The 24964-nt window shown below is 66.0% G+C and carries 20 protein-coding genes; 10 read left to right on the top strand and 10 right to left on the bottom strand.

Annotated features, from left to right (window positions below):
- Nucleotides 1-50: 50 nt before the first annotated feature.
- Nucleotides 51-863: an SUMF1/EgtB/PvdO family nonheme iron enzyme gene (locus A9513_RS01005; RefSeq protein ID WP_065083737.1), complete on the bottom strand. Its 813-nt coding sequence runs from the start codon at nucleotides 861-863 to the stop codon at nucleotides 51-53.
- 65 nt (nucleotides 864-928) lie between these two features.
- The gene (nirK, locus tag A9513_RS01000) at nucleotides 929-1981 is read right to left on the bottom strand and encodes a copper-containing nitrite reductase (RefSeq protein WP_255302810.1); all 1053 of its coding nucleotides are present in this window, start codon (nucleotides 1979-1981) and stop codon (nucleotides 929-931) included.
- A 342-nt stretch (nucleotides 1982-2323) separates the two neighbouring features.
- Here nirK and A9513_RS00995 point away from each other — a divergent pair, with 342 nt between their 5' ends.
- Both A9513_RS00995 and A9513_RS00990 read left to right on the top strand, forming a co-directional pair.
- Nucleotides 2324-4492, top strand: coding sequence for an outer membrane assembly lipoprotein YfiO (locus tag A9513_RS00995; protein ID WP_065083735.1), 2169 nt, complete (start codon nucleotides 2324-2326; stop codon nucleotides 4490-4492).
- A 5-nt stretch (nucleotides 4493-4497) separates the two neighbouring features.
- Nucleotides 4498-5205, top strand: coding sequence for a DUF3142 domain-containing protein (locus tag A9513_RS00990; RefSeq protein ID WP_024766113.1), 708 nt, complete (start codon nucleotides 4498-4500; stop codon nucleotides 5203-5205).
- Between the two features lie 45 nt (nucleotides 5206-5250).
- Here the strand turns inward: A9513_RS00990 and yegQ are convergent, their stop codons facing one another.
- On the bottom strand, nucleotides 5251-6651 hold the full coding sequence (gene yegQ, locus A9513_RS00985) for a tRNA 5-hydroxyuridine modification protein YegQ (protein WP_024766114.1): 1401 nt from the start codon (nucleotides 6649-6651) through the stop codon (nucleotides 5251-5253).
- 295 nt (nucleotides 6652-6946) lie between these two features.
- Nucleotides 6947-8422 (bottom strand): glucose-6-phosphate dehydrogenase, encoded by a 1476-nt coding sequence (zwf, locus tag A9513_RS00980; protein WP_024766115.1) that lies wholly within the window; start codon nucleotides 8420-8422, stop codon nucleotides 6947-6949.
- Nucleotides 8423-8513: 91 nt separating this feature from the next.
- Here zwf and hexR point away from each other — a divergent pair, with 91 nt between their 5' ends.
- Together hexR and A9513_RS00970 are read left to right on the top strand one after the other, a co-directional pair.
- Nucleotides 8514-9398, top strand: a complete 885-nt coding sequence (gene hexR / locus A9513_RS00975) for a transcriptional regulator HexR (protein WP_024766116.1) — start codon at nucleotides 8514-8516, stop codon at nucleotides 9396-9398.
- A gap of 125 nt (nucleotides 9399-9523) precedes the next feature.
- Nucleotides 9524-9739, top strand: a complete 216-nt coding sequence (locus A9513_RS00970) for a PA3496 family putative envelope integrity protein (RefSeq protein WP_024766117.1) — start codon at nucleotides 9524-9526, stop codon at nucleotides 9737-9739.
- Here the strand turns inward: A9513_RS00970 and A9513_RS00965 are convergent.
- The gene (locus A9513_RS00965) at nucleotides 9693-10628 is read right to left on the bottom strand and encodes a LysR family transcriptional regulator (RefSeq protein ID WP_024766118.1); all 936 of its coding nucleotides are present in this window, start codon (nucleotides 10626-10628) and stop codon (nucleotides 9693-9695) included. The two genes, A9513_RS00970 and A9513_RS00965, sit on opposite strands and share 47 nt — an antisense overlap.
- A 239-nt stretch (nucleotides 10629-10867) precedes the next feature.
- On the opposite strand from A9513_RS00965, the gene A9513_RS00960 reads away from it, so the two are divergent.
- From A9513_RS00960 to A9513_RS00950, 3 genes are all read left to right on the top strand, one after another.
- Nucleotides 10868-12283, top strand: a complete 1416-nt coding sequence (locus A9513_RS00960) for an acetyl-CoA carboxylase biotin carboxylase subunit (RefSeq protein ID WP_024766119.1) — start codon at nucleotides 10868-10870, stop codon at nucleotides 12281-12283.
- A gap of 11 nt (nucleotides 12284-12294) precedes the next feature.
- Nucleotides 12295-14109: a sodium-extruding oxaloacetate decarboxylase subunit alpha gene (oadA, locus tag A9513_RS00955; RefSeq protein ID WP_065083734.1), complete on the top strand. Its 1815-nt coding sequence runs from the start codon at nucleotides 12295-12297 to the stop codon at nucleotides 14107-14109.
- Nucleotides 14110-14275: 166 nt separating this feature from the next.
- Nucleotides 14276-14911: a cytochrome c gene (locus A9513_RS00950; RefSeq protein ID WP_024766121.1), complete on the top strand. Its 636-nt coding sequence runs from the start codon at nucleotides 14276-14278 to the stop codon at nucleotides 14909-14911.
- Between the two features lie 57 nt (nucleotides 14912-14968).
- On the opposite strand, the gene A9513_RS00945 is transcribed toward A9513_RS00950, so the two are convergent.
- Nucleotides 14969-15238 carry a hypothetical protein gene (locus A9513_RS00945; protein WP_024766122.1) on the bottom strand — a complete coding sequence of 90 codons (270 nt, stop codon included), beginning with the start codon at nucleotides 15236-15238 and terminating at the stop codon, nucleotides 14969-14971.
- Between the two features lie 191 nt (nucleotides 15239-15429).
- Nucleotides 15430-18402, bottom strand: coding sequence for an autotransporter domain-containing protein (locus A9513_RS00940; protein WP_065083733.1), 2973 nt, complete (start codon nucleotides 18400-18402; stop codon nucleotides 15430-15432).
- A gap of 163 nt (nucleotides 18403-18565) precedes the next feature.
- Here A9513_RS00940 and A9513_RS00935 point away from each other — a divergent pair, with 163 nt between their 5' ends.
- Entirely contained in the window at nucleotides 18566-18907 is a 342-nt protein-coding gene (locus tag A9513_RS00935) for a zinc ribbon domain-containing protein YjdM (RefSeq protein WP_065083732.1), read from the top strand.
- 196 nt (nucleotides 18908-19103) lie between these two features.
- Here A9513_RS00935 and A9513_RS00930 read toward each other — a convergent pair whose 3' ends face one another.
- From A9513_RS00930 to A9513_RS00920, 3 genes are all read right to left on the bottom strand, one after another.
- Nucleotides 19104-19943, bottom strand: a complete 840-nt coding sequence (locus A9513_RS00930) for an acyl-CoA thioesterase II (RefSeq protein ID WP_065083731.1) — start codon at nucleotides 19941-19943, stop codon at nucleotides 19104-19106.
- A 79-nt stretch (nucleotides 19944-20022) separates the two neighbouring features.
- Nucleotides 20023-21051 carry a DUF5924 family protein gene (locus A9513_RS00925; protein ID WP_024766126.1) on the bottom strand — a complete coding sequence of 343 codons (1029 nt, stop codon included), beginning with the start codon at nucleotides 21049-21051 and terminating at the stop codon, nucleotides 20023-20025.
- A 294-nt stretch (nucleotides 21052-21345) separates the two neighbouring features.
- Complete coding sequence (locus A9513_RS00920) at nucleotides 21346-22254, bottom strand: LysR substrate-binding domain-containing protein (protein WP_024766981.1); 909 nt, start codon at nucleotides 22252-22254, stop codon at nucleotides 21346-21348.
- A 203-nt stretch (nucleotides 22255-22457) separates the two neighbouring features.
- Here A9513_RS00920 and A9513_RS00915 point away from each other — a divergent pair, with 203 nt between their 5' ends.
- Together A9513_RS00915 and A9513_RS00910 are read left to right on the top strand one after the other, a co-directional pair.
- Entirely contained in the window at nucleotides 22458-23255 is a 798-nt protein-coding gene (locus A9513_RS00915; RefSeq protein ID WP_065083730.1) for a carbon-nitrogen hydrolase family protein, read from the top strand.
- A 182-nt stretch (nucleotides 23256-23437) separates the two neighbouring features.
- Complete coding sequence (locus A9513_RS00910; protein WP_024766980.1) at nucleotides 23438-24931, top strand: aldehyde dehydrogenase; 1494 nt, start codon at nucleotides 23438-23440, stop codon at nucleotides 24929-24931.
- Nucleotides 24932-24964: the final 33 nt, after the last annotated feature.

Genomic DNA, 24964 nt, shown 5'->3' with positions numbered 1-24964 from the left:
CAGTTCGCCGCAGCATACCGGCTAAGGGCCGTGGCGGAACTTGAGGGGAATCAAGGGATGTCCCTGACCAGGCGGAAGCCGAGGTTGTCCGGTGGTTGCCCGGCGCTGCAGCCGCCACCGCGGGCATCGCGGACGAAATCGTTGATCGCCGCCCGGTGGCGACCTTCGGCGATGCGGATCGAGCAGTATTCGGCGCGTTCGGTCTGTGCGCCGCGGGCGTCGAGGTTGACCCGCTGATGGCAGCTCTGGGTCCATTCCCAGACATTGCCGCCCAGGTCGGCCACGCCGTATTCATTGAGCCCGTGATTGCCGCGCACCTGGGGCAGCGCCGAGGCACTCGTGCGGGTCTGTGCTTCCAGGCGGTAGCGCGCCAGCCAGCGCCGGGCCGGGTTGCTGCCATCGTCGTCGTCGATGCGCAGGGCATCGTCGGCCCAGCGCGAGCCGGCGAAGAAGGCCCACTCGCGATCGGTCGGCAGCCGCCACTGCTGGCCAGTGCGTCTGGACAGCCAGTCGGCATAGAGCTGCGCATCGAGCAGGCTGGCGCCGGTGAGAGGCAGGTCGTCGCGGGGAGCGCTGTTGTCCAGCGGTAGGCAATCGCCTTCGGCCACGCAGCGGGCGTACTCGCCCTGGCTGACCTGGAATTTCATGACTTCGAAGCGCGGGGCGAGGTGTTCTCGCCGCGAAGGCGCGTCCACTGCCTGTTTCTCCAGCCAGTAGTCGCCCGCCGGACGGAAGTCGAAGTCGCGGGGTTCGAGTCTCACGGTTTGCGGTGCGAGTTCCGCTGCGTACTGTGGCCGCAGCAGGAGGAAAGCCCCGCCCAGCAGCAGCGCGACGGGTACGCCGATCAGGATGGTCTTGCGCATGGTCTGCCCGGTCGTCGTTATCGTTTGCTGGGAAGGGGCCGGCCCGGATGGGCCGGCCTCGGGGCCTACTTGATCGCAGTGGGCGGCTGGATCTGGCTCATCAGGTCGTTGTTCCATTGGCCTTCGACCTGGATATGCGCTGCGGCGCCCAGCAGCACCGCTTCGATGAGGTTGTGGTTGAGGTAGGTGTACAGGCCCGGCTGGAGGAAGGTGTACAGCGCCGCGCCGGCCGCACCGCCGGGGATGAACCAGGTTTCCAGGTCCTCTTCCGGCGGATTGTTGAACTTGCCGGTGGCCCAGACGTGATCGCCATGGCCGCCGATCAGGTGTGGGCGGGTATCGCGGTTGGCCTGGGAGTGGACGATCAGCAGGGTCTCGCCGACTTTGGCCTTGAGCGCATTCTTGCCGGTCAGGGCGCCGACCTTGCCGTTGAACACGATGTGACTGGGAATCAGCCCCTTCATGACCTGCTGCATATCGTTGTAGCTTTCCATGGGCGTGCCATAGCGCTTGAAGTTGCCGTCCTTGTCGCGCGGGACGTAGAAGTCCTGCTCGCCGATATAGACCACCTTGTCGTACTTCAGCGCCTTGCCGTCGCGGTCTTTCAGGCCGTCGCGCGGCAGCACCATGATCGCCCCGTTCATGCCCGAGACCACATGCCAGGGGATCATCGCGCCGCCCGGTGCGCAGTGGTAGACGAACACGCCGGGGCGGGTGGCGCGGAAGCGCAGTTTCACTTCCTCGCCGGGCTGGATGATGGTCAGCGCGCCGCCGCCCAGGGCGCCGGTGGAGGCATGGAAGTCGATGTTGTGGGTCAGGGTGTTGCTCGCCGGGTTGACCAGGGTGAGTTCCAGGTAGTCGTCCTGGTGCACCACCATCATCGGCCCGGGCACCGAGCCATTGAAGGTCATGGCGTGGATCTCGGTGCCGTCGTCGTCGATGACCTGCTTCTTCTCCTCGATCACCATGCGGAACTGCACGACCTTGGGCTTGCCCTTGGCGCGCTGCTCGTGGGCATGGACGAAGGGTGGCGCAACCAGCTCGACCTGGACGTGCTCCAGCTTCGAGAGGTCCACGGCCGGCCCCATGTTCTTCGGCGCTGCCTCCCCGTCGGCCATTGCCGTGCCGCTGCCAAGCATGCTGCCGGTGACGCCCAGAACCACGGCGCCGGCCAGCAGGGTGCGGCGGGAAAGCGAAATCTCTTCCTGATCAAGCATGGGTAACTCTCCGTATTCGACGATCTGTCGTTGGGAGAAGAAATACCCGGTCGGCAAATTCCTTCTTTGAGCCGGAACAAAGAAGGAATCAGCTGGACAACGTGTCGCAGGCCCTGCTGTGCGGTAGATCGCTTTTACAGTCTTGCCCCCATGCAGGCGGGCAAGACCAGGCGCGGCGAGGTAAGATTCTTCCTGCTCTGAATTCCGGCCCGGCGTGCGGGCTCCAACGGACAAGGATCATTCATGCGTCTGTACGGACTGACCCTGCTGGCCCTGATCACCGGCTGCCTCGGCGTGCAGGAGGCGCGCGCGAGCAGCGACGACTCCTGTTATCCGAGCTGGAACCTCAAGCGCGACACGCTGGACGTGTGCAACAGCCTGCCTTTCCTGAGTCCGGGCAACGACAGCCGGGTCAATCTGCAACTGCTGCTGGCCGATGCCGGCCAGGCCAGCATCCCCAACCGCGCGCTGACCGACGACGAGCAGCAGCTGGGTTACGGCCAGGTGCCTTTCCCGCTGGCCCGCTGGCTCGACGGCGCGGCTCCGGAAGACGCGACCGACAGCACCAGCACCGCGTCCCTGGCCGATCTTGCCGCGCGCATCGGCCTGCCGGCGGATACCGTGCAGTCCTCCGCCGACAGCTTCGCCAGCGGCGAAGGCAGCCGCTGCCGCAGCAACAATCCGCTCACCGCCCAGGACTTCCTCAGCCAGCTGCTGCTGGCCGACAGCCTCACCGCCGGCGAGCGCCAGGGCCTGGCCCGGGCGCGTTTGACCCTGCTGGGTGCCTGCCAGTGGGACGAAACCCAGCTCAGCGTGCTGCTGCCGGGCGACCTGCAGAGCGCCCCGGCCAAGGCCTACCGTACTTACCTCAAGGGTGCGGCGGACTTCTACAGCGGGCGCTTCGCCGACGCGCTGAAATCCTTCCGTAGCCTGCAGGACAGCGACCAGGCCTGGCTGAAGGAAACCTCGCGCTACATGGTCGCCCGTGCGCTGCTCAACCAGGCGCAGCAGAACGCCTTCGACGAGATGGGCTACCCGGATCTGCGCAAGGTCGACAAGAAGATCCTCGTCCAGGCCGAATCCGCGCTGGGCGACTACCTCAAGGCTTATCCACAAGGCCGCTACGGCGCCTCGGCCAAGGGCCTGACGCGGCGTGTCTACTGGCTGATGAGCGATGAAGGCCGGCTGGCCGGCGAGTACGCCGAGCTGTTCGCCCGCGAGGATGCCGACGATCTCGCCCAACTGGTGCAGGAAGTCGACAACAAGCTGCTGGTCACCGCGCACCCGGCCGACGTGCGGGATGCGCGTCTGCTGGCGGTGCTCGATCTGATGCAGATGCGCCACCACGAGCCCAGCGAGCCCCGCGCCCTGGACGCTGCGGGACTGGCCGCGCAGAAGGACCTCTTCGCGAAGAACCCCGGCCTGCACGACTACCTGACGGCGGCCTACCAGCTCTATGTCGAGGAAAAGCCCGTCGAGGCGCTGAAGTCGCTGCCCGAAGAGCCGCCCGCCAAGCTCGACTACCTTGCCTTCAGCCAGCAGGTCCTGCGCGGTTTCGCCCTCGAGGCCGGCAACGACTGGATCGCCGCCGAGAAACTCTGGTTGCGCCTGTTGCCGCAGGCGGTACAGCCGCTGCAGCGCGACCAGCTGGAGCTGGCCCTGGCCTTCAACTATGAGCGCAGCGACCGCCTGGTGAAGGTGTTCGCCGAAGGCTCGCCGGTGCACACGCCGATCATCCGCGAAATCCTCCTGCGCCACATCGCGGGGCCCGAACTGCTGCGCCAGCAGGCGAAATCCACCAGCGTCTCCGTGGAAGAGCGCGATACCGCGCTGTTCGCCCTGCTCTACAAGGACCTGCTGCATGGCCAGTACCAGGCCTACATCGACGACCTCTCCCTGCTGCCCACCGATGGCAGTGGCAAGCCCCTGGGCGCCAGCATCGGCTACCTCTACGGCAGCATGCCGCTGTCGCTGTTCCAGTGGCCCGGCGGCAAGAACGACAGCGGCTACGAGTGCCCGGCGATCGTCGACGTCGCCCGCGACCTGCTGCAATCTCCGCAGCCGCCCAAGGCGCTGAACTGCCTGGGCGAATTCATCCTGCGCAACGGCCTGGACGGCTTCCCCCTCGACACCCAGCCCAGCGAGCGCGAACTGGGCGGGGGCGAGTCGCTGTTCCCCGGCACGCCCTACTCGCGCATGGACGGCTACCTCAAGGTCATCGCCGACAAGCAGGCGGTGGAAGAGGACCGCGCGTACGCGCTGTTCCGCGCCATCAACTGCTTCGCGCCCAGCGGCTTCAATGGCTGCGGCAGCCAGGACATTGCCCCGGTGCAGCGCAAGCAGTGGTTCCGCACGCTCAAGGGCCAGTACTCCGCCACGCCCTGGGCGAAGTCTTTGAAGTACTACTGGTAATCCTGGTGCGCCGGGCCGTGGTGCTGGCGCTGGCGCTGCTCGCGGGCAACGCCTCGGCGGCCGGCGTGGACGCCGCGGACCACGATGCCTTCTGGCTCTGGAGCGGCGTCGCGCCCCAGCCAGTGCTGGCCCAGGCTCGCACGCTCTACGTCCTGCAGGGGCAGGTCAGCGCGCCGCGCCAGCGCGAAGGCCAGGCCCGCCTGATCGCCCAGGGCATCGCCATTCCGCGCCTGAAGCAGGGCGAGGTCTGGGTGGTCTACCGCGCCCACACCCTGCGCTGGAGCGAGGACATCTACCGCACCCTGCTGTCCCAGCTGCGCCGCTGGCGCGCGGCGGGCAACCCGGTGGTGGGCGTGCAGATCGATTTCGATGCGCGCACGCGTTACCTGGACGAGTACGTCGACTTCCTCCAGGACCTGCGCACGCGCCTGCCCGAGGACTGCAAGCTGAGCATCACCGGGCTGATGGACTGGGGCAGCAATGGCGCACCGGAGACCATCAATCGCCTGGCCGGCGTCGTCGACGAAGTAGTGGTGCAGACCTACCAGGGACGCACGACCATTCCCAACTACCAGGCCTACCTGCCGCGCGTGGCGCGCCTGCAACTGCCCTTCCGCATCGGGCTGGCGCAGTACGGGGAATGGCAGGCGCCGGATTACCTGGCGCAGAGCCGGTGGTTCAGGGGGTATGTGGTGTTCCTGCAGAACCCGTGAGAGTGGTGCAGGTGACTAACCAAGCTCGCGGTTCCTGCAGCTAAATCAACCGCCACCACACCCACACTTGCCGCACTCGTTCGCGCATCCGTCGGCCGTCGCTTCGCGAGCATCCCGTGTGGTTCCGCCATTCAGGTTACGCATCAGTAAGGCGTACTGCAGGTCCAGTTCCCCGGGCACCGGGATATGCACCAGATGGCCATCACCCGGCGCGACGCCGATTGACTCGCCACGGGCGTTCTCCATGGCATTCAGGCGGAAGGTGCGGTTGCTGGCCGGGGTCATCAGCTCGACGCTGTCGCCCACTTCGAAGCGATTCTTCACCCGCACTTCGGCCAGGCCGTTGCGCCGCTCGCCGGTGAACTCGCCGACGAACTGCTGGCGCTCGGAGAGCGAGTGGCCGTACTGGTAATTCTGGTACTCGTCATGCACATGACGACGCAGGAAGCCCTCGGTGTAGCCGCGGTGGGCCAGGGATTCGAGGGTGTCCATCAGGCCGAGGTCGAAGGCGCGCCCGGCGACGGCGTCGTCGATCGCCTTGCGGTAGGCCTGGGCCGTGCGCGAGACGTAGTAGTGGGACTTGGTGCGGCCCTCGATCTTCAGCGAATGCACGCCCATCTGCGTCAAACGTTGCACATGCTGGATGGCGCGCAGGTCCTTGGAGTTCATGATGTAGGTGCCGTGCTCGTCCTCGAAGGCCTCCATCAGCTCGCCGGGGCGGTTGGCCTCTTCGAGCAGGACGATCTCCTTGGTCGGTGCGCCGATGCCCAGGGTCGGTTCGACGTTGCGCACCGCAAGGCCCAGCTCGTCTTCGTGGGCGGCGTGGGTCTGGTATTCCCAGCGGCAGGCGTTGGTGCAGGTGCCCTGGTTGGGGTCGCGGCGGTTGATGTAGCCCGACAGCAGGCAGCGCCCGGAGTAGGCCATGCACAGCGCGCCATGGACGAAGACTTCCAGCTCCATGCCCGGCACGCGCTCACGAATCTCGCCGATCTCTTCGAGCGACAGCTCGCGGGAGAGGATCACCCGCTTCAGCCCCTGCTGGCGCCAGAACTCCACGCTGGCCCAGTTCACCGCGTTTGCCTGCACCGACAGGTGAATATCAATCTCGGGGAAATGCTGGCGAACCAGCATGATCAGGCCGGGATCGGACATGATCAGCGCATCCGGCCCGAGGGCGATCACCGACTCGACGTCCTGCAGGAAGGTTTTCAGCTTGGCGTTGTGGGGGGCAATGTTGACCACCACGTACAAGCGCTTGCCCAGGGCATGGGCTTCGTTGATGCCGGTGGCGAGATTGGCGTGGTCGAACTCGTTGTTGCGCACCCGCAGGCTGTAGCGAGGTTGGCCGGCGTAGACGGCGTCGGCGCCGTAAGCGAAGGCGTGGCGCAGGCTTTTCAGCGAGCCGGCGGGGCAGAGCAGTTCAGGGGCAAACGGAGTGCGGGACATGGCAATGCGGCGGGTAGTGGGAAAAAGGCTGCCACTCTAGAAAGTCCGCGGGCTGCGCGTGCTGAGCGAGGTCAACGGATCGCGCCAGAATTCGGTACGTCCGATGTATGCAAGAGTAACGGTCTTCTGTCGGCCACGCGGTGCCAGCGCATTCCCTCGCTCCAGCCCTCTCCCCAAGGAGAGGGAGCCGTCCGTACCGGCTGACGCCAAGGCTTCATCCTCCACCGAACGGTCCCCTCTCCCGCTTGCGGGAGAGGGTTAGGGTGAGGGGGCCTTTGATCCTGTAGGAGCCCTATCACTCCAGCCAGCGCCGTCCCTGCAGCTCCAGCAGCGTCTGCGCCTGCTCCGGTCCGTTGCTGCCGGCCGGATAGGGGCGTGGGCTCTGGTAGTGCTCGTGCCAGCCCTTGATGATCGGGTCGACCCAGCTCCACGCCGCTTCCACCTCGTCGCGGCGCATGAACAACGTCGAGTCGCCCTCGATCACGTCCAGCAGCAGGCGTTCGTAGGCGTCCCAGCGGCGCTTGTTGATGCTGAAAGCCTGGGCGAGGTTGAGGTCCAGCTCCACTGGTTCCAGCTGCATGCCCTTGCCGGGGGCCTTGGCCATCAGTTGCACGCTGATGCGTTCTTCGGGCTGCAGTCTTATCCACAGACGGTTGGCCGCGCCGGCACCGTTGCCGATCAGGCTGTTGGGGACCGGCCTGAACTGAATGACGATCTCCGAGCACTTCTTCGCCATGCGCTTGCCGGTGCGCAGGTAGAACGGCACGCCAGACCAGCGCCAGTTATCGATCTCCGCCTGAACGGCGACGAAGGTCTCCGTATCGCTGTCGTTGTCGACGTTTTTCTCGAACCAGTAGGCCGGAACATCCTGTCCGCCAATGTGTCCGGCGGTGTACTGGCCGCGCACGGTCTTGTCCTGCACGTCCTGCCCGGTGATCGGCTTGAGCGCCTGGAGGATCTTTACCTTCTCGTTGCGTACCGCCTCGGCATCGAAGCGCACCGGCGCTTCCATGGTCACCAGGCAGAGCAACTGCAACAGGTGGTTCTGCACCATGTCGCGCATGGCCCCGGCATGGTCGTAATAGCCGCCGCGGTTTTCCACGCCCAGGGTTTCGCTGACGGTGATCTGCACGTGATCGATGAAACCGTTGCGCCATACCGGCTCGAACAGGGTGTTGGCGAAGCGCAGGGCCATCAGGTTCTGCACAGTTTCCTTGCCCAGGTAGTGGTCAATGCGGAACACGCGGGATTCGTCGAACACCTCGCCGATGGCCTGGTTGATCGCCACCGCCGATTCCAGCGAATGGCCCAGCGGCTTCTCCAGCACGATGCGCGCCAGCGGCCCGGCCAGGCCGGCGATCTTCAGGTTCTGTGCAATGGGCGCGAACAGGCTCGGTGTGGTGGCCAGATAGTGCACCAGCACGCGACCTTCGGTGCGCTTGAGGGCCTTGGCCAGGCGACCGAAGTCGGCGCTCTGCGAGGCGTCCATGGCGACGTATTGCAGGCGCTGGGCGAAGCTGCGCCAGGCTTCGGCGGAGAAGTCGCTGCGCGCCACCTGCACCCGGCAGTTGCGCTCGGCAAGGGCAAGGTAGGAGGCATTGTCGCGGTTGCTGCGGGCGAGGGCGAAGATCCGCGTGTCGGCCGGCAGGCGATTCTCCCGGTGCAGGTGATAGAGCGCCGGAAGCAGCTTGTGCAGGGCCAGGTCACCACTGCCGCCGAATACCAGGATGTCGCAGGAACTGGGAAGACTAAGGCTGGCGGGCATATTCAACGACTTATTCCCTGGGCTTGGCGAGTAGTTTTGTAGTATAACTACAACAAGACTACATAAATTTCAGACAACTATCACCGAGCCCATCCCTGTGAACCTTTTGCAGCACATTGCCCAGTCGCGTCATCTGCTCCGCAAGTCGGAGCTCAAGGTTGCCGATCACGTGATGCAGGACCCTGCATCGGTCATGCACAGCTCCATGGCGGACCTCGCCCATGGTGTCGGCGTCAGCGAGCCGACCATCGTGCGTTTTTGCCGCGCCATCGGCTGCAGCGGTTTCCAGGACCTCAAGCTCAAGCTGGCGCAGAGCCTGGCCGCCGGCGCCAGTTTCGGCCAGTTCTCGATCAACGAGAGCGACTCGGTGGCGGACTTCAGCCTGAAGATCTTCGACACCACCCTGCACTCGCTGATGGAAGTGCGCGAGCACCTCGACACTCACGCCCTGGAGCGCGCCATCGCGGCCATCGCCCACGCCCAGCGTGTCGAGTTCTACGGCTTCGGCGCGTCGGGCGCGGTGGCGGCGGATGCCCAGCACAAGTTCTTCCGCCTGCTGCTGTCGGCGGCGGCGTATTCCGACCCGCACATGCAGGCCATGTCGGCGGTGACCCTGAAACCTTCGGACGTGGCGATCTGCATCTCCCAGTCCGGCCGCTCCAAGGACCTGCTGGTGACCGCCAACCTGGTGCGCGAAGCCGGCGCCACGCTGATCACCCTGTGCCCCAGCCAGACTCCGCTGGCGGACCTGGCGACCGTGAACCTCGCGGTGGACGTGCATGAAGACACCGACATCTACACCCCGCTGACCTCGCGCATCGCCCACCTGGTGGTGATCGACGTTCTGGCGATGGGCGTGGCCATGGCCCGCGGCCCGGACCTGGTGAACCACCTCAAGAGCGTGAAGCGCAGTCTGCGCAGCCTGCGCCTGTCGCCCAAGGTGGTAAAGAACCACGAAGAGCGGCCGGAAGAGGCGTCCTGATTCGGCCGTAACGGTGCCGCCGACCGCTCGTCGGCGTCACCGCCGCTTTCATTGCCGCGTCGTCAAACCGTCATCCGCCCCCAGCATGCTGGCGTCTCCAGCCCTTAGGCCTTGGGAGATGCGAGATGCCCCGCCATATCGACGACACCCAGCTCCAAGTGGATAGCAAGACCCGCCGCAAGCTCGAAGACCAGCGGCGCATGCAGTTCCGTCGCGCCATCGAGGACCGCATGGAGGCCCAGCGCCTCGCCCTCGAAACCTCCGATTACCCTGACCTGATCGCGGCCGCCTACCTCACTTCGGCGAAGGCGGGCCGGCGAAGCGTTCGGCAAGCTGGCTGATCAGCGCCCGCTCTTCACGGATGAAGGCGACGAACGCCTGGGCCACCGGACTCAGGCGCTTGCCGCGGGCATGTACCAGACACCAGCTGCGGTAGAGCGGCAGCTCTTCCACCGGCAGTTCGTGCAGCAGCCCGGACTGCAGCTCGCGGCTCACCGCATGGCGTGGCAGCAGCGCCAGTCCCAGTCCCGCCAATACCCCTTCCCGTGACCCCTCCAGCGAGGCGAATTCCAGCGTCTGCGCAAAGTGCGCGCGTTTCTGCTGGAAGTGCTCCTCGCAGGCCTTGCGCGTGCCCGAGCCGGGCTCGCGGATCAGCAACGGGTAGGGTTCCAGGTCCTTCAGCGAGAGCTTGGCGGCGTTGCACAGCGGGTGGTCCGGCGGCGCCACGGCGACGATCGGGTTGTTCAGGAACGGCAGGAACTCCAGCGCCATGTCCTGCGGCACCAGCGACATGATCACCAGGTCGTCGCGGTTGTCCGACAGGCGCTTGATCACCTGGGCGCGGTTGACCACCGTGAGGTTCAGGCTGACGTCCGGGTGTTGCGCGTGGAAGGCGGCGAACAGGTGCGGGGTGATGTACTTGGCGCTGGATTCCACCGCCAGGCGCAACTGGCCCTGCAGCGAGCCCTTGAGGTCGGAGAGGTTCATGTCCAGCACTTCCAGGCGCTGGAAGATGTCGTTGGTGGCGCGCAGCAGGGCGTCGGCGGCATCGGTCTGGTAGAGCTTCTTGCCGATGTACTCGAACAGCGGCTGGCCGACCAGTTCTTCGAGCTGGCGGATCTGCAGGCTGACCGCCGGCTGGGTCAGGGCCATTTCCTCGGCGGCGCGGCTGTAGGAACGGCTTTCGCACACCGCGCGGAAAACCTGCAGCTGGCGAAGGGTCATACGCATCAATGACTTACGCATAGAAGCCTGCTCGATGGCGACATTTTCCAGCGACTATAAAGCATTCTTTATGGCTACCCCAATAATTATTGATTTTGGTTAATCCTCCCTCCCGCGCTAGGGTAAAAACACGCCGGAACCCGCTCCGGCCACGAATATCCACAAGAGAATCCAGCTGCCTGAACGGGGCTGCCGATTGGTCTTTACGCCGGGGTCCACAAGGCCCGGGCCGAGGGAAAGCCGCAGTGATCAAGAAAATCCTGATCGCCAACCGTGGGGAGATCGCTGTCCGGATCGTGCGCGCCTGCGCCGAGATGGGCATTCGTTCGGTGGCCGTCTATTCCGACGCCGACCGCCACGCCCTGCATGTGAAGCGTGCCGACGAAGCGCACAGCCTGGGCGCCGACCCGCTGGCGGGTTACCTCAACCCGCGGGCGCTGGTGAACCTGGCCGTGGAAACCGGTTGCGACGCCCTGCACCCCGGTTACGGCTTCCTCTCCGAGAACGCCGAGCTGGCCGATATCTGCGCCGAGCGCGGGATCAAGTTCATCGGCCCGTCCGCGGAAGTCATCCGCCGCATGGGCGACAAGACCGAGGCGCGCCGCAGCATGATCGCCGCCGGCGTGCCCTGCACTCCCGGTACCGAAGGCAACGTCGCCGACCTGGCCGAAGCCCTGTCCGAAGCCGAGCGCATCGGCTACCCGGTGATGCTCAAGGCCACCTCCGGTGGCGGCGGCCGCGGTATCCGCCGCTGCAACAGCCGCGAAGAGCTGGAGCAGAATTTCCCCCGGGTGATCTCCGAGGCCACCAAGGCCTTCGGCAGCGCGGAGGTCTTCCTCGAGAAGTGCATCGTCAATCCGAAGCACATCGAGGCACAGATTCTCGCCGACTCCTTCGGCAACACCGTGCACCTGTTCGAGCGCGACTGCTCGATCCAGCGCCGCAACCAGAAGCTCATCGAGATCGCCCCCAGCCCGCAGCTGACCCCCGAGCAGCGCGCCTACATCGGCGACCTGTCCGTGCGCGCCGCCAAGGCCGTGGGCTACGAGAACGCCGGCACCGTGGAGTTCCTGCTCGCCGATGGCGAGGTGTACTTCATGGAGATGAACACCCGCGTGCAGGTGGAACACACCATCACCGAGGAAATCACCGGCATCGACATCGTCCGCGAGCAGATCCGCGTGGCGTCGGGCCTGCCGCTGTCCGTGAAGCAGGAAGACATCATCCACCGCGGCTTCGCGCTGCAGTTCCGCATCAACGCCGAAGACCCGAAGAACAACTTCCTGCCGTCCTTCGGCAAGATCACCCGCTACTACGCGCCCGGCGGCCCCGGCGTGCGCACCGACACGGCGATCTACACCGGCTACACCATCCCGCCGTACTACGACTCGATGTGCCTGAAGCTGGTGGTCTGGGCGCTGACCTGGGAAGAGGCGCTGGACCGCGGCCTGCGTGCGCTGGACGACATGCGCGTGCAGGGCGTGAAGACCACTGCGGCCTACTACCAGGAAATCCTCAAGAACCCGGAATTCCGTAACGGCCAGTTCAACACCAGCTTCGTCGAAAGCCACCCGGAACTGACCCAGTACTCCATCAAACGCACCCCGTCGCACCTGGCCATCGCCATCGCTACCGCCATTGCCGCCCACGCTGGCCTGTGAGGATCACGTACATGACCGTTGCCAAGAAAGTCACCGTCACCGATACCATCCTGCGCGACGCCCACCAGTCGCTGCTGGCGACCCGGATGCGCACCGAGGACATGCTGCCCATCTGCGACAAGCTCGACAAGGTCGGCTACTGGTCGCTGGAAGTCTGGGGCGGCGCCACCTTCGACGCCTGCGTACGCTTCCTCAAGGAAGACCCGTGGGAGCGCCTGCGCAAGCTCAAGGCCGCGCTGCCCAACACCCGTCTGCAGATGCTCCTGCGCGGGCAGAACCTGCTGGGCTACCGCCACTACAGCGACGACGTGGTCCGTGCCTTCGTTGCCAAGGCGGCGGTCAACGGCATCGACGTGTTCCGCATCTTCGACGCGATGAACGACGTGCGTAACCTGCGCGTCTCCATCGAAGCGGTGAAGGCTGCTGGCAAGCACGCCCAGGGCACCATTGCCTATACCACCAGCCCGGTGCACACCATCGAGGCCTTCGTTGCCCAGGGCAAGGCCATGGCCGACATGGGCGTGGACTCCATCGCCATCAAGGACATGGCCGGCCTGCTGACTCCGTATGCCACCGGCCAACTGGTCAAGGCGCTGAAAGAGGCGCTGCCGCTGGACGTGGTGGTGCACTCCCACGACACCGCCGGCGTGGCCAGCATGTGCCAGCTCAAGGCTGTGGAAAACGGCGCCGACCGCATCGACACCGCGATCTCCAGCATGGCCTGGGGCACCAGCCATCCGGGCACCGAATCCATGGTCGCCGCCCTGCGCGACACCCCGTTCGATACCGGCCTGGACCTGGAGCTGATCCAGGAAATCGGCATGTACTTCCACGCCGTGCGCAAGAAGTACCACCAGTTCGAGAGCGAGTTCACTGGCGTGGATACCCGCGTGCAGGTCAACCAGGTACCGGGCGGGATGATTTCCAACCTGGCCAACCAGCTCAAGGAACAGGGCGCGCTGAACCGCATGCCCGAAGTGCTCGCGGAAATCCCCCGCGTGCGCGAAGACCTCGGTTTCCCGCCCCTGGTCACCCCGACCTCGCAGATCGTCGGCACTCAGGCGTTCTTCAACGTGCTGGCCGGCGAGCGCTACAAGACCATTACCAACGAGGTGAAGCTCTACCTGCAGGGCCGTTACGGCAAGGCGCCGGGCAAGATCAACGAGCAGCTGCGCCGCCAGGCCATCGGCAACGAGGAAGTCATCGACGTGCGCCCGGCCGACCTGATCAAGCCGGAGCTGAACAAGCTGCGCGAAGAGATTGGCAGCCTGGCCAAGTCCGAAGAGGACGTGCTGACCTTCGCCATGTTCCCCGACATCGGCCGCAAGTTCCTCGAGGAGCGTGCCGCCGGCACCCTGAAACCCGAAGAGCTGCTGCCGATCCCCAACGGCAAGGGCGTCGCCGCTGCCGGCGGTGAGGGCGTACCGACCGAATTCGTGGTCGACGTGCACGGCGAGAGCTACCGCGTGGACATCACCGGCGTCGGCGTGAAGACCGACGGCAAGCGCCACTTCTACCTGTCGGTGGATGGCATGCCCGAAGAAGTGGTGTTCGAGCCGCTCAACGAGTTCGTCGGCGGCGGCGGCAACAAGCGCAAGCACGCCAGCGAGCCGGGCCATGTCAGCACCACCATGCCGGGCAACATCGTCGATGTGCTGGTGAAGGAAGGCGACAGCGTGAAGGCCGGCCAGGCCGTGCTGATCACCGAAGCCATGAAGATGGAGACCGAAGTGCAGGCGGGCATCGCCGGCACCGTGAAGGCCATCCACGTAGCCAAGGGCGACCGGGTCAACCCCGGTGAGATCCTGGTTGAAATTGAAGGCTGACCAAGGACAGACGGGTCTTTAAGGTTCAGTCCCACGGGGGAGCACGATGCTCCCCCTTTTTTTGCCCGCAGGTTTATCCCGACGGATCGTTTGCTTGATCTGCGTCGGAAACTTCCTTCAGAAACCCATTAGCGTCGACGCTGGGAAAACTGACCAGGGTGCGGTGATGGGGAGAGTCGTTCTGTGGTGGGTGCTGCTGTGCGCGAGCGCCCAGGCATTGGCGCAGTCATCGGAAATGATGGATCGGCTTGCTGCCCTGGAGAAGGACCCGGCCAAGCGCGAACAGGCCTATGCGGCCGCCGAGGAGCGCATCCTGCTGTGCAGCAAGTGTCACGGCAAGGACGGCAACAGCAAGCGCGATTACATCCCCAACCTGGCCGGGCAGAATCCGCAGTACCTGTTCGATGCCTTCGAGAAGTACGTCGACGGCCAGCGCACCGACTTCGTGATGAACCAGGCGGCCAAGCTGCTGACGCTCAACGAGCGGGTGAATATCGCTTACTACTTCAGCCAGCAGGAGGTCCTGCCACGCACGGAAGCCGTGCCTGACGCGACGGAGATCGAGCAGGGTGCCCAGCGTTTCGCCACGGTCTGCGTGACCTGCCATGGCGCCCAGGCGATGGGCCGTGATGGCTTCCCGCGCATTGCCGGGCAGCCAAGGCCATACCTGACCCACGCGCTGCAGCGCTACCGTGACAAGGACCCGAGCCGGGCTGGCTCGCCGATGCTGGCGGTAGCCGGGCTACTCAGCGATGACGACATCAAGGCGCTGGCCGCTTACCTCAGCCAACTGCGCCCCTGAATCAACCAGCCGCCCTGCGGCGGCTGGCTGGAATGCGCTGTAAAGCCGGGTGAAATCCTACTGCTGCTTGTTCTCGGCCGGCTTGTCGGCGGTCTCGGGTTGCGCTTGCGGTGCGGCCTGTTCGGCGGCTGGCTGCTCTGCCGGAGTGGCTTGTTCCTCGGTGGAAGCCGGTGCGGGCTGCTCCGCCGGCGCGGCTTCAGGTTGCGGCGCAGGCTTGGCTTGCTGGGTGGCGGCTGCGGGCACAGCGGTCTGCGAGGTCGGCTCGGGTTTCTTGTCGCAGGCGGCGAGGACGGCGCAGGCGGCGATCAGGAGGCAAAGCTTTTTCATGAGGGTGCTCACTCATCGAGGGTTGGCGAATGCCGGTCGGTTGACCGGGGCCGCAAGCTTTGCCGTCTCCGGGGTGTGAGGCCATTTGCCGTGCTCCGAGATTGGCCGGGAAATTTCCGATTCATCCGTGTCAAAGACTCAAAGGAAAAAGCCCGGTGGGTACCGGGCTTTTTCGTTGCACGTTGTTCAGGTCAGAACGCCATCTGCCACTGGGCGATCAGCGCGTGGTTCTGCGCATTGCTCCCCATCTGCCCGCTGTAGCCGATGCCGACGCTATTGCGTGCGGACAGGCCGACGTCGAAACCGACGTCCAGCAGCAGGCTGTTGCGGTCCAACGCGGTGCCCTGGACGCTGAAGGCATCACCGCCGGCAATGAAGGACTGGCGGGTTTCGCTGTCGATGTCGCCGAAGGTGTGACGCCAGCCCAGGCCCAGGCGCGGGGTGAAACTCATGCCGTTGCTCAGGGTATCCAGGCGGGCGATGCGCAGGCCCAGGGTGCTGCTCAGGTTGTCCTGGTCCTGGGAGTCGACGTGCAGTGCGGCGGCGCCGCCTTTCTCGTCGTACGAATCGCGCTCGTAGCGCTGGTAGTCCAGGCGTGCGTAGGGCTCGGCGCTCAGGCGGCCGCTGCCCATGGAGTAGCCAGTCTCGGCGAAGGCCTGCCAGCTGTCGGCGTCATAGTCACCTTTGGGGCGATCGCTGACGCCGTCGAACTCGACCCGGCGTTTGCTCTCGCCGTCGTGGCTGCTGTAGGCCGCGCCCAGTCGCAGGGCCAGCGGGCCGCTCTGGTGCAGCGCGTAGGCGCCCAGGTGCCAGCTGTCGATATCGCCGGAAACACCGCCGCTGCCATCCAGGTCAGTGTGCGAGTAGCCGCCCAGCACGCCCAGGCGCCAGTCCGGAGTCACCGCCCAGTCGGCACCGAGCAGGGTGCCGCCGGTGTTCTGTTGCAGGTCGCCACTCTTGTTGTGTTCGTCGAGCTTGCCGTGGCTGCCGATGCCCTGTACCCACAGCCGGCCGGAGGCGTTCGGGTCGTTCAGGTTGCGCGCTTCGCTGGGCACGCCGGTGGCGGCGAGCATCGGTGTATCGTTGCGCTCGGTGGCAGCCAGCAAGCTGCTGCTGCCCAGTTGGCGTACGGCGTTGAGCATGGCGCTGCCGACCTGCTGGCTGCCGACGATGGTCGCGGCGGCGAGGCTGGCGTTACTGGCGCCGGCCAACTGCTCCAGGGCAGCGCTGGCGTTGCTTGCATCGCTGGTGACCAGTGCGTTGTACAGCGCGCCGCCGTTCTGGCTTTGCAGCGCGGCGCCGGCATTGCGGCCGTTGCTGCTGCTGGCCAGGTCGCCGAACTGCACGTCGTTGCGGATCAGTTGCAGGTCGACGCTATTGGCGCTGTAGCTGAGCGTCGGGGTGAGGAAGGCGAAGTTGCTCTTCACGTCGGCGAACTGCCCGCTGACGCCGCCGGTAGCGCTGATGACCTGCACACTGCTCTGCCACGGCCAGTTGCCGCTGCCAGCCTGCACGGCGAGGTGCGAGCCTGCGATGCTGGCGGTGCCGTCCACCTGCACGATGGCGTGGGCGCCGCTGGGCTCCACGCCGAAGGAGAGCGTCGAGCCGCTCTGCAGGTTGAGGTTGCCGGTGACGTGGGCAGCGCCCAGGGTCGGCGAGGCGACCAGGGTGCCGGCGACGTCCAGGCCGCCGACACTGCCGCTGCCCGAGTAGGTGGCGCCCTGGTCGACCTGCAGGGTGCCGAGGAGGCTGCCGGTGTTGCTCAGGCTGGCGCCGCTGAAGACTTCGCCGCCTTCGCTGAAGTCGTTCACGCTGGAGAGGGCCCAACTGCCCTGTTTCACCTCCAGCCATTCGAAGTTGCTGCTGTTGCCGAAGCTGCCGCCGGCGGCGTCGTCGAGGGTCACGCTATCGCGGCCGCTGCCGCCGTCCACCAGGCCTTCGAAGCGGCTGCCGGAGAGCAGCACCAGGCTGTCGTTGCCGCCGCCCATTTCCAATGCGATGCCGTTGCCGCCGAGGATCAGGCCGTCGTTGATCACGGTGTCGTCGAGGTCGCCCGAGAGGGTCACGCCCGAGGAGGATTCGCCGGAAATCGTGCCGTGGTTTTCCAGTGTGGTGGAGCTGAAGCCGCTGTTGCCGTTGCCGTCGTCGACCAGGATGCCGCGGTCGACGCTGCGGATGATGGCGCCGGCGTAGTTGATGATGGTGCCGCCGCCCATGGCGATGCCTTCGCTGCCGTTGGGCGAGCCGTCCTTCGAGCCGGCGGCGCCGAGGCCTTCGATGATGCCGTGGTTCTCGATGCGGCCGGTGTAGTCGATGTCCACGCCATCGCCGTCGCCGTCCGGCACCAGGCCGTTGTAGGCGCCGCTGATGCGCCCGTAGTTGATCACGGTGCCGTCGCCGTCCGAGCCGAAGCCCGAGCCGTTGCGGCCGATGATCACGCCGTCCGCATGGTTGATCAGGGTGGCGCCCATATCGGTGGTGATGCCGTGGCGGCCGCCGCTGATCAGGCCGTGGTTTTCCACCTGGCCGCCCGCGGCACCCTGGAAGTCGATGCCGTCGTTCTTGGTGTCGGCGGTGACCATGTCGGAGCTGCTGATCTCGCCGTAGTTGGTGATGCTCGCGTTGCCGCCGGGGCGAATCGCGTCGTTGCCGTCGCTGTGGATGACCCCGCTGGCGCGGTTGATGATCGTGGTGGCGGCGGCGCTCTGCAGCTTGTCCAGGTCCAGCGCCTGGCCGGTGGCCGAGGTGATGCTGCCGGCGTTGTCGATCAGCAGGCTGCCGGCGCTGAACGGGTTGTTCATGCGGATGGCGTCGTCGTAGCCGCCGATGCGGCCGCCTTCGCGGTTGATGATCTGGTAGAAGCGCGTGGTGCTGTCGCTGCCGGAGGTATCGACCACGCGGCCGGTGGTGGACTGCAGCAGGCCGCTGTTGTCGATGACCACGCCGCTGCCGGTAGCTGCGCCCTTGAGGTCGAGGCTCTTGCCGCTGGTGACCAGGCTGCCGGTGCGGGTGACCGTCAGGGTGTCCTGGTTGGCCAGGGTCCGGCTGCTGGTCTGCGCGTCGCTGATGATGGGCGATACCGGAACGGCATGGGCGGTTTCGGCGGCCAGGCTCGCCAGAACGACGGCGATGCTCAGCGCGAGCGGGGAGGGCTTGTGCAGCATGGCGTGGCGTCCTTTTTCTTATCGAAGAGGCCGCCTTTTATAGCGATGGATTCTTACGCTTTTGTAACGGTGCTGGCTCATTGTCAATGCTGTTGCCGGGCAGGGACGGGAGAAACCTTATATACTCTGCGGTCTTTTTACCGTTTCCACTGTGAGAACCGCCGTGAGCCAGCTGCCGCCCTGCCCCAAATGCAATTCCGAATACACCTACCAAGACGGCGCCCAGCTGGTCTGCCCCGAGTGCGCCCATGAGTGGTCCGCCGATGCATCCGCCGAGGCTGACGGCGACGCGCGCGTGATCAAGGACTCGGTGGGCAACCTGCTGCAGGACGGCGATACCGTCACCGTGATCAAGGACCTCAAGGTCAAGGGCTCGTCCCTGGTGGTTAAGGTCGGCACCAAGGTGAAGAACATCCGTCTCGTCGACGGCGACCACGACATCGACTGCAAGATCGACGGCATCGGCGCGATGAAGCTGAAGTCGGAGTTCGTGCGCAAGGTCTGAGCCTACTGCACAGCGATGAGAAAGCCCGGCCAAGTGCCGGGCTTTTTGTTGCCTGCCTGCCGCAATACCTCCGGCTTTCTGTAGGAGCGAGCTTGCTCGCGAACCGCCCAGCTTCGGTGCATGCCTGGAGCCCTGTTCGCGAGCAGGCTTGCTCCTACAGGTGACCCATGCCCCTCAGAAAACGGGTCTGAGGCACTTATTCCTTGTAGTAAACGATCTGGTTGCTGGTCGCCAGCAGCGCGCCGGACTCGCTCCACAGCTGCGCGCTCTGGTCGAAGAAGCCATTGCGGAATTCCTGGGCGCGGGCGTCGCCCAGCAGGTGGCCGGTGCCGACCTCGGCCAGTTGCGCCGCGTCGGTGTGGAAGTAGGTGGTGATCGACACGGTGCCGGCCGGTACCGGCGTGGCGCGGCGCAGCCAGACGCGCGGGTAGAAGATGTCGCTCAGCGCCGCCAGGGACAGGAAGTCCAGCGGGCGTGGTTGTGCATCGCGCATCCAGAGCTGGCTGCGGCTGGTCTCGCCGCTGCCGTCCCATTTCGTCGGGAAGGCGCCGGAGACCGGGCGCATCTCGTACTGCCTGGGCCAGGCCACGCCCTTGGCGGCTGGGCTCATCGGCTCGAAGTCGCTGGGCGGAGCGACGTTCGGCGCGGGGATATCGGTCAGGCTCCAGGTTTCGCGGCGCAGCGCGGTGACCAGGGTGGCGGTGGTGGTGACCTGCTGTTCGCCGGCGTCATCGGGCTGGGTCAGTTGCAGCAGCCAGTGCTGGGTGGAGCGGTTGGTGCGCACCGGGACGGCTTCGACCTGGAAGGCGCCTGCCACGACGGCAGCGGCATAGTTCACCGTCAATGACACCGGGCTGCCGAGCAGCTGCGGATGGCGCAGCGCGCCCTGCAGCAGGACCGCGGCGGTCACGCCGCCGAAGGGGCCGACCATGTTCCAGTAGTCCTGGCTGGTGTGGCCTTCGTAGAGGTTGGGCTGGCCGGCTACGGGTTGCAGGGCCACGGCGCGGTCGAACGGGTGCAGGGCAGTATCGGTCATGACTCTCTCGGTGCTTTTTGTTCTCGGGAGAGGCTCTATGTAGAGGAAAGCGCCGAGGCGGGTCAAGGATACCGAGCGGTCAGGGCGTGACCTCGAAGCGCAATGTGCCGATGACTTGTCCGGCTTCGGTGAGCACCTGCACCTGCCACTTGCCGCTGGGGTCGCTGGGGAAGTTCTGCTTGTGCGTCCAGGCGCGATAGCCGGCTTCGCGGCCGCCCTTGATGTCCAGGGCGATGCGGTCGACTTCCTGGCCGTCCTTGCGCCAGGCGTGATAGATGCGCTCGTTCAGCCCGCGCGGAGCGTTGATCGCGGTGTAGGCGTAAAGGCCCTGGCTCTTGATCTGCGCGACGCTGACCGTCTCCAGGCTGTCGCCGGGAGTGCGCTGGGCGTTGTCGAAGCTCTCGGTCACCGCCATCTCGGTCATCCACAGGGTCGACGGCGGCACCCAGGCGCGGGCGAACCAGCCCACCGCGCCGATGGACAGGGTCAGGCCGACGAGGGCGAACCAACGCCACCATTTGTGGATCTTCACCGTCACCGCGAGGCTCGGGAAGGACAGCAGCACGGCGATGCCCAGCGCCGCCTGGTAACTCTGCGGGGTGCTCAGGTGGAGGATGATCGGCAGCGCGGTGAGCAGCACCGCGAACAGCGTCAGGGTGTGATAGCCGAGGAAGGTCCAGCGCCGCACCGACAGCCACTTGTAGTAGATCGGGTCGGTGATCGCGGCAAGCCCCGCCAGCGTCAGCACGCCGGTGAACAGCGCCTGGCCGCTGTTCCAGGTGGTGGTGACGAAGAAGAACGGCAGGCAGAAGAACAGGCTTTCCTGGTGGATCAGCTGGGTGGCGTAGCGCAGCAGGCCCGGCGGTACTTCCCAGCCGAAGCGGCTCTTGAAGCGCTTGGTGAGCAGGTTCTCCAGCATCAGCCAGATCCAGCTGACCAGCATGACGATGGCCATGGCGCGGGCGAAACCGGCGCGGTGGCGGTCGACCATGACGAAGCTGAACACCCCGGAGCAGAAACCGAAGAGGGCGATCAGGCGCGGGTAGCGCTGCAGCAGGCCGAGGACGAGGGTGATCAGGCGCTGCACGCGCTCTTTCCAGATGAGCATGGGGACGATGGGACAACGGAAACGAAAGGGGGCGAGATTGTAACGCCGGATGTCGGCGAGGGGCACGGGGAGTGACGGGAGGGGAGTTTGGTGCCTGGGTGTTTCCCTCACCCCAGCCCTCTCCCAGGGGGAGAGGGGGCCGTTCGCAGTGTTGGCTTGTTTTCGGAGTTAGCCGGCGAGCGCTGTGTATTCAGTGCATGCCGACCAGTCCCCTCTCCCTCCGGGAGAGGGCGAGGGCAGGCCGCAGCGCCGACGTCTGTTCGCGAGCAAGCTCGCTCCTACGAAGAGCGGGCTTCAATGCTTCCCGCTCAACTCCTCCCGTGCGAAGTCGACGAATAGCTGCGCCGGCTTGGTCAGCTGGGCGCGCTTGAGCCAGGCGGCGACCAGGCCGGAGGCGCTGACGTCCTCGGCGATGTTCACCATCACCACCTTCTTGCCGTCGTAGGTGCACTCCGAATGCGGGCGGGTGACCAGCACCGAGAAGCCGAAACCCTGGCCGACCATGCCGCGCACCATCTCGATGGAGGGCGAGCTGAAGGCGATGTGCGGGTTCAGCCCCAGTTCCTCGAAGATGCGCACGAAGTAGGTGCGGCTGGGTTGCACGTCCAACAGGATCATCGGTTCCAGCACCAGGTCGCGCAGGGAGACCTTGTCCTGCTTGGCGAAGCGGTGGTTCTCCGGCAGCAGCGCGTAGGGGCGCTGGGCGGGCATCAGCGGGTCGGTGGAGATGGTCGCGTCGAGGTCGTGTTCGTAGAGCAGCGCCAGGTCGAAGCGGCCGGCGGTGAGGCCCTGCACCAGCTCCTGCTGTTCGCCGTCGCTGATGCGGATTTCCACGCCCGGATAGCGCTCGCGGAAGCCCGAGATCAGCCGCGGCAGGTAGAGCGGGGCGACCGTCTCGAAGCAGCCGATGTCGATCTGCCCGGCGACCACGTCGTTGTCGGCCAGGGCGTTCTGCTCGAATTCGTGGGCCATGCGCAGCAGTTCCTGCGCCTTGCGGTAGAAGCGCGCGCCGCTGGGAGTGAGCGACACGCCCTGGGCGTGGTGGCGGATGAACAGCTGCACGCCGAAGCTCTCTTCCAGACCCTTGATCGCCGTGGAGATGGACGGTTGCGCGATGTACAGCTTGCGCGAGGCTTCAGCCACGCTGCCGCACTCCACGGTGGTCACGAAATACTTCAGTTGCCGCAAGGTATAGGAAGCCACTGCACGCCTCGTTGATGCTTTTTTATACAAGATACCGCGTTGAGCCGGCCGGCGGGGGCGGCCCGTGGCGAAGATTTTCCTCGCCGGGGACCACATTTTTCATGGCCTTGGCCGCCTGCTGCGTCCCTCCGGGCGCGGGCATACTCCGCCCAAACCCAAAATGCACCCTGCAAATCCCGTACACGCGGACTGGAGTAAAGCCCATGCGCATGGCCCTGTGGCAGACCTGCGGACTTCCCGGCGACGTTGCCGGCAACCTCGACCAACTGGAGCGCCAGGCCAGCGCGGCCGCCGCAACCGGCGCGCAGCTGCTGCTCTGCCCGGAACTCTGGCTGGGCGGCTACAACGTCCCGCAGCAGATGAACGAGCTGGCCGAAGCGGCGGACGGGCCATCCGCCCGGCGTATCGGCGAGCTGGCGCAGCGCCTCGGGCTGGCTATCGCCTACGGCTACGCCGAACGCCACCCTCAGGGCGGCAAGCCGTACAACTCGGTGCAGGTGATCGGCCCATCCGGGAAGGCCATCGGGCACTACCGCAAGGCGCACCTGTTCGGCGCCATGGAGCGCGAAGTGTTCAGCGCCGGCGATGTGCTGGAAGCCCCGTTCGACTACGCCGGCTGGCGTATCGGCCTGCTGATCTGCTTCGACGTGGAGTATCCCGAGGCGGTACGCACCCACGCACTGAACGGCGCCGGGCTGATCCTCATCCCCACCGCGCTGACGCCGGAGTACGGCGCGGTTCCGGGCGTGATCGTCCCGGCGCGGGCGGTGGAGAACCAGTTGTTCGTCGCCTACTGCAACCACTGCGGCGTGGAGGACGGACTGGCCTTCCTCGGCGGCTCCTGCATCGTCGCGCCGGACGGCGAGCGCCTGGCTGCCGCCGGGCCCGCGGAGAGTCTGCTGATCGTCGATCTCGACACGCAGCAGCGTGCCCGCCAGGCCGGCACTTTCCCTTACCTGGCGTGCCGCCGCCCCGAGCTGTACGGTGCGCTGACCCGCTGAATACGGGCCCTGCAGCGGTGCGCAGGCACGCCCCGCGATGGCGCGCCATGCTCCGGGCTGGTGCGAGGCTGCCCAGCTTTTTCATATACCCCGAAGACAAATTTAATAATTTTCCTTGGCAAGGCCTTCGGCGACCATCCAATCCACATTCCAACAACAACGATCCTCCACGGAGTGCCCTGGTGTACGAGCTCAACGATTGGCGGCAGCGTGCTGCCCGGCAGACCTTCATCGACAGCGCGCTGATCGGCGGCCGCCGCGTGGCTGCGCAGGACGGCGCGACCTTCGCGTCCATCGACCCGGCGACCAATCGCCTGCTGGCCAATGTCGCCGCCTGTGGCGCGGCCGAGATCGACGCCGCCGTGCGGGTTGCCCGCCAGGCCTTCGAGACCGGCCCCTGGGCGCGCATGGCGCCGCGTGAGCGCAAGGCCGTGCTGCAGAAGCTCGCCGAGCTGATGATGGCCAACCGCGACGAACTGGCCCTGCTCGATACCCTGAACATGGGCAAGCCGGTGATGGACGCCTGGAATATCGACGTGCCCGGCGCCGCTGGCGTGTTCTCCTGGTACGCCGAAAGCCTCGACAAGCTCTACGACCAGGTCGCCCCGACCGCGCAGAACGCCCTGGCCACCATCACCCGCACGCCGCTGGGCGTGATCGGCGCCGTGGTGCCGTGGAACTTCCCGCTCGACATGGCCGCCTGGAAGCTGGCGCCCGCGCTGGCCGCCGGCAACTCCGTGGTGCTCAAGCCCGCCGAGCAGTCGCCGTTCTCCGCCCTGCGCCTGGCCGAGCTGGCGCTCGAAGCCGGCATCCCCGAAGGCGTGCTGAACGTCGTGCCGGGCCTGGGCGAAACCGCCGGCAAGGCGCTGGGCCTGCACCCGGATGTGGACGCCCTGGTGTTCACCGGCTCGACCCAGGTCGGCAAGTACTTCATGCAGTATTCCGCGCAGTCCAACCTCAAGCAGGTCTGGCTGGAGTGCGGCGGCAAGAGCCCGAACCTGGTGTTCGCCGACTGCCGCGACCTCGACCTCGCCGCTGAAAAAGCCGCCTTCGGCATCTTCTTCAACCAGGGCGAAGTCTGCTCGGCCAACTCGCGCCTGCTGGTGGAGCGCTCGATCCACGACGAGTTCGTCGAACGCCTGATCGCCAAGGCCCGCGACTGGACGCCGGGCGACCCGCTGGACCCGGCCAGCCGCGCCGGCGCCATCGTCGACAACAAGCAGACCGCCGGCATCATGGCCTGTATCGACCGCGCCCAGAGCGATGGCGCGCAGCTCGCCTGCGGTGGCCGCCAGCTGAGCTTCAATGGCTCGGACAATTTCATCGAACCGACCCTCTTCACCGGCGTGCGCCCGGAACAGTCCCTGGCCCGCGACGAAGTGTTCGGCCCGGTGCTTGCAGTCATCCCCTTCGACAGCGAAGAGGAAGCCGTGCGTCTGGCCAACGACAGCATCTACGGCCTCGCCGCTTCGCTGTGGAGCGACGACCTGCACCGCGCTCACCGCGTGGCCCGCAAGCTGAACGCCGGCACCGTGTCGGTGAACACCGTGGACGCGCTGGACCCGGCGATTCCCTTTGGCGGCGGCAAGCAGTCCGGCTTCGGCCGCGACCTCTCGCTGCACTCGTTCGACAAGTACACCCAGTTGAAAACCACCTGGTTCCAGCTGCGCGACTGAAGACAAGACAGGCCGCCGGGGTCGAACCCGGCG

The sequence above is a fragment of the Pseudomonas sp. AU12215 genome, from assembly GCF_001675465.2.
Classification (GTDB): Bacteria; Pseudomonadota; Gammaproteobacteria; order Pseudomonadales; family Pseudomonadaceae; genus Pseudomonas; species Pseudomonas nitroreducens.
The sequence above is the reverse complement of the archived record's forward strand: the minus strand, read 5'-3'. Positions and strand labels throughout refer to the sequence as shown.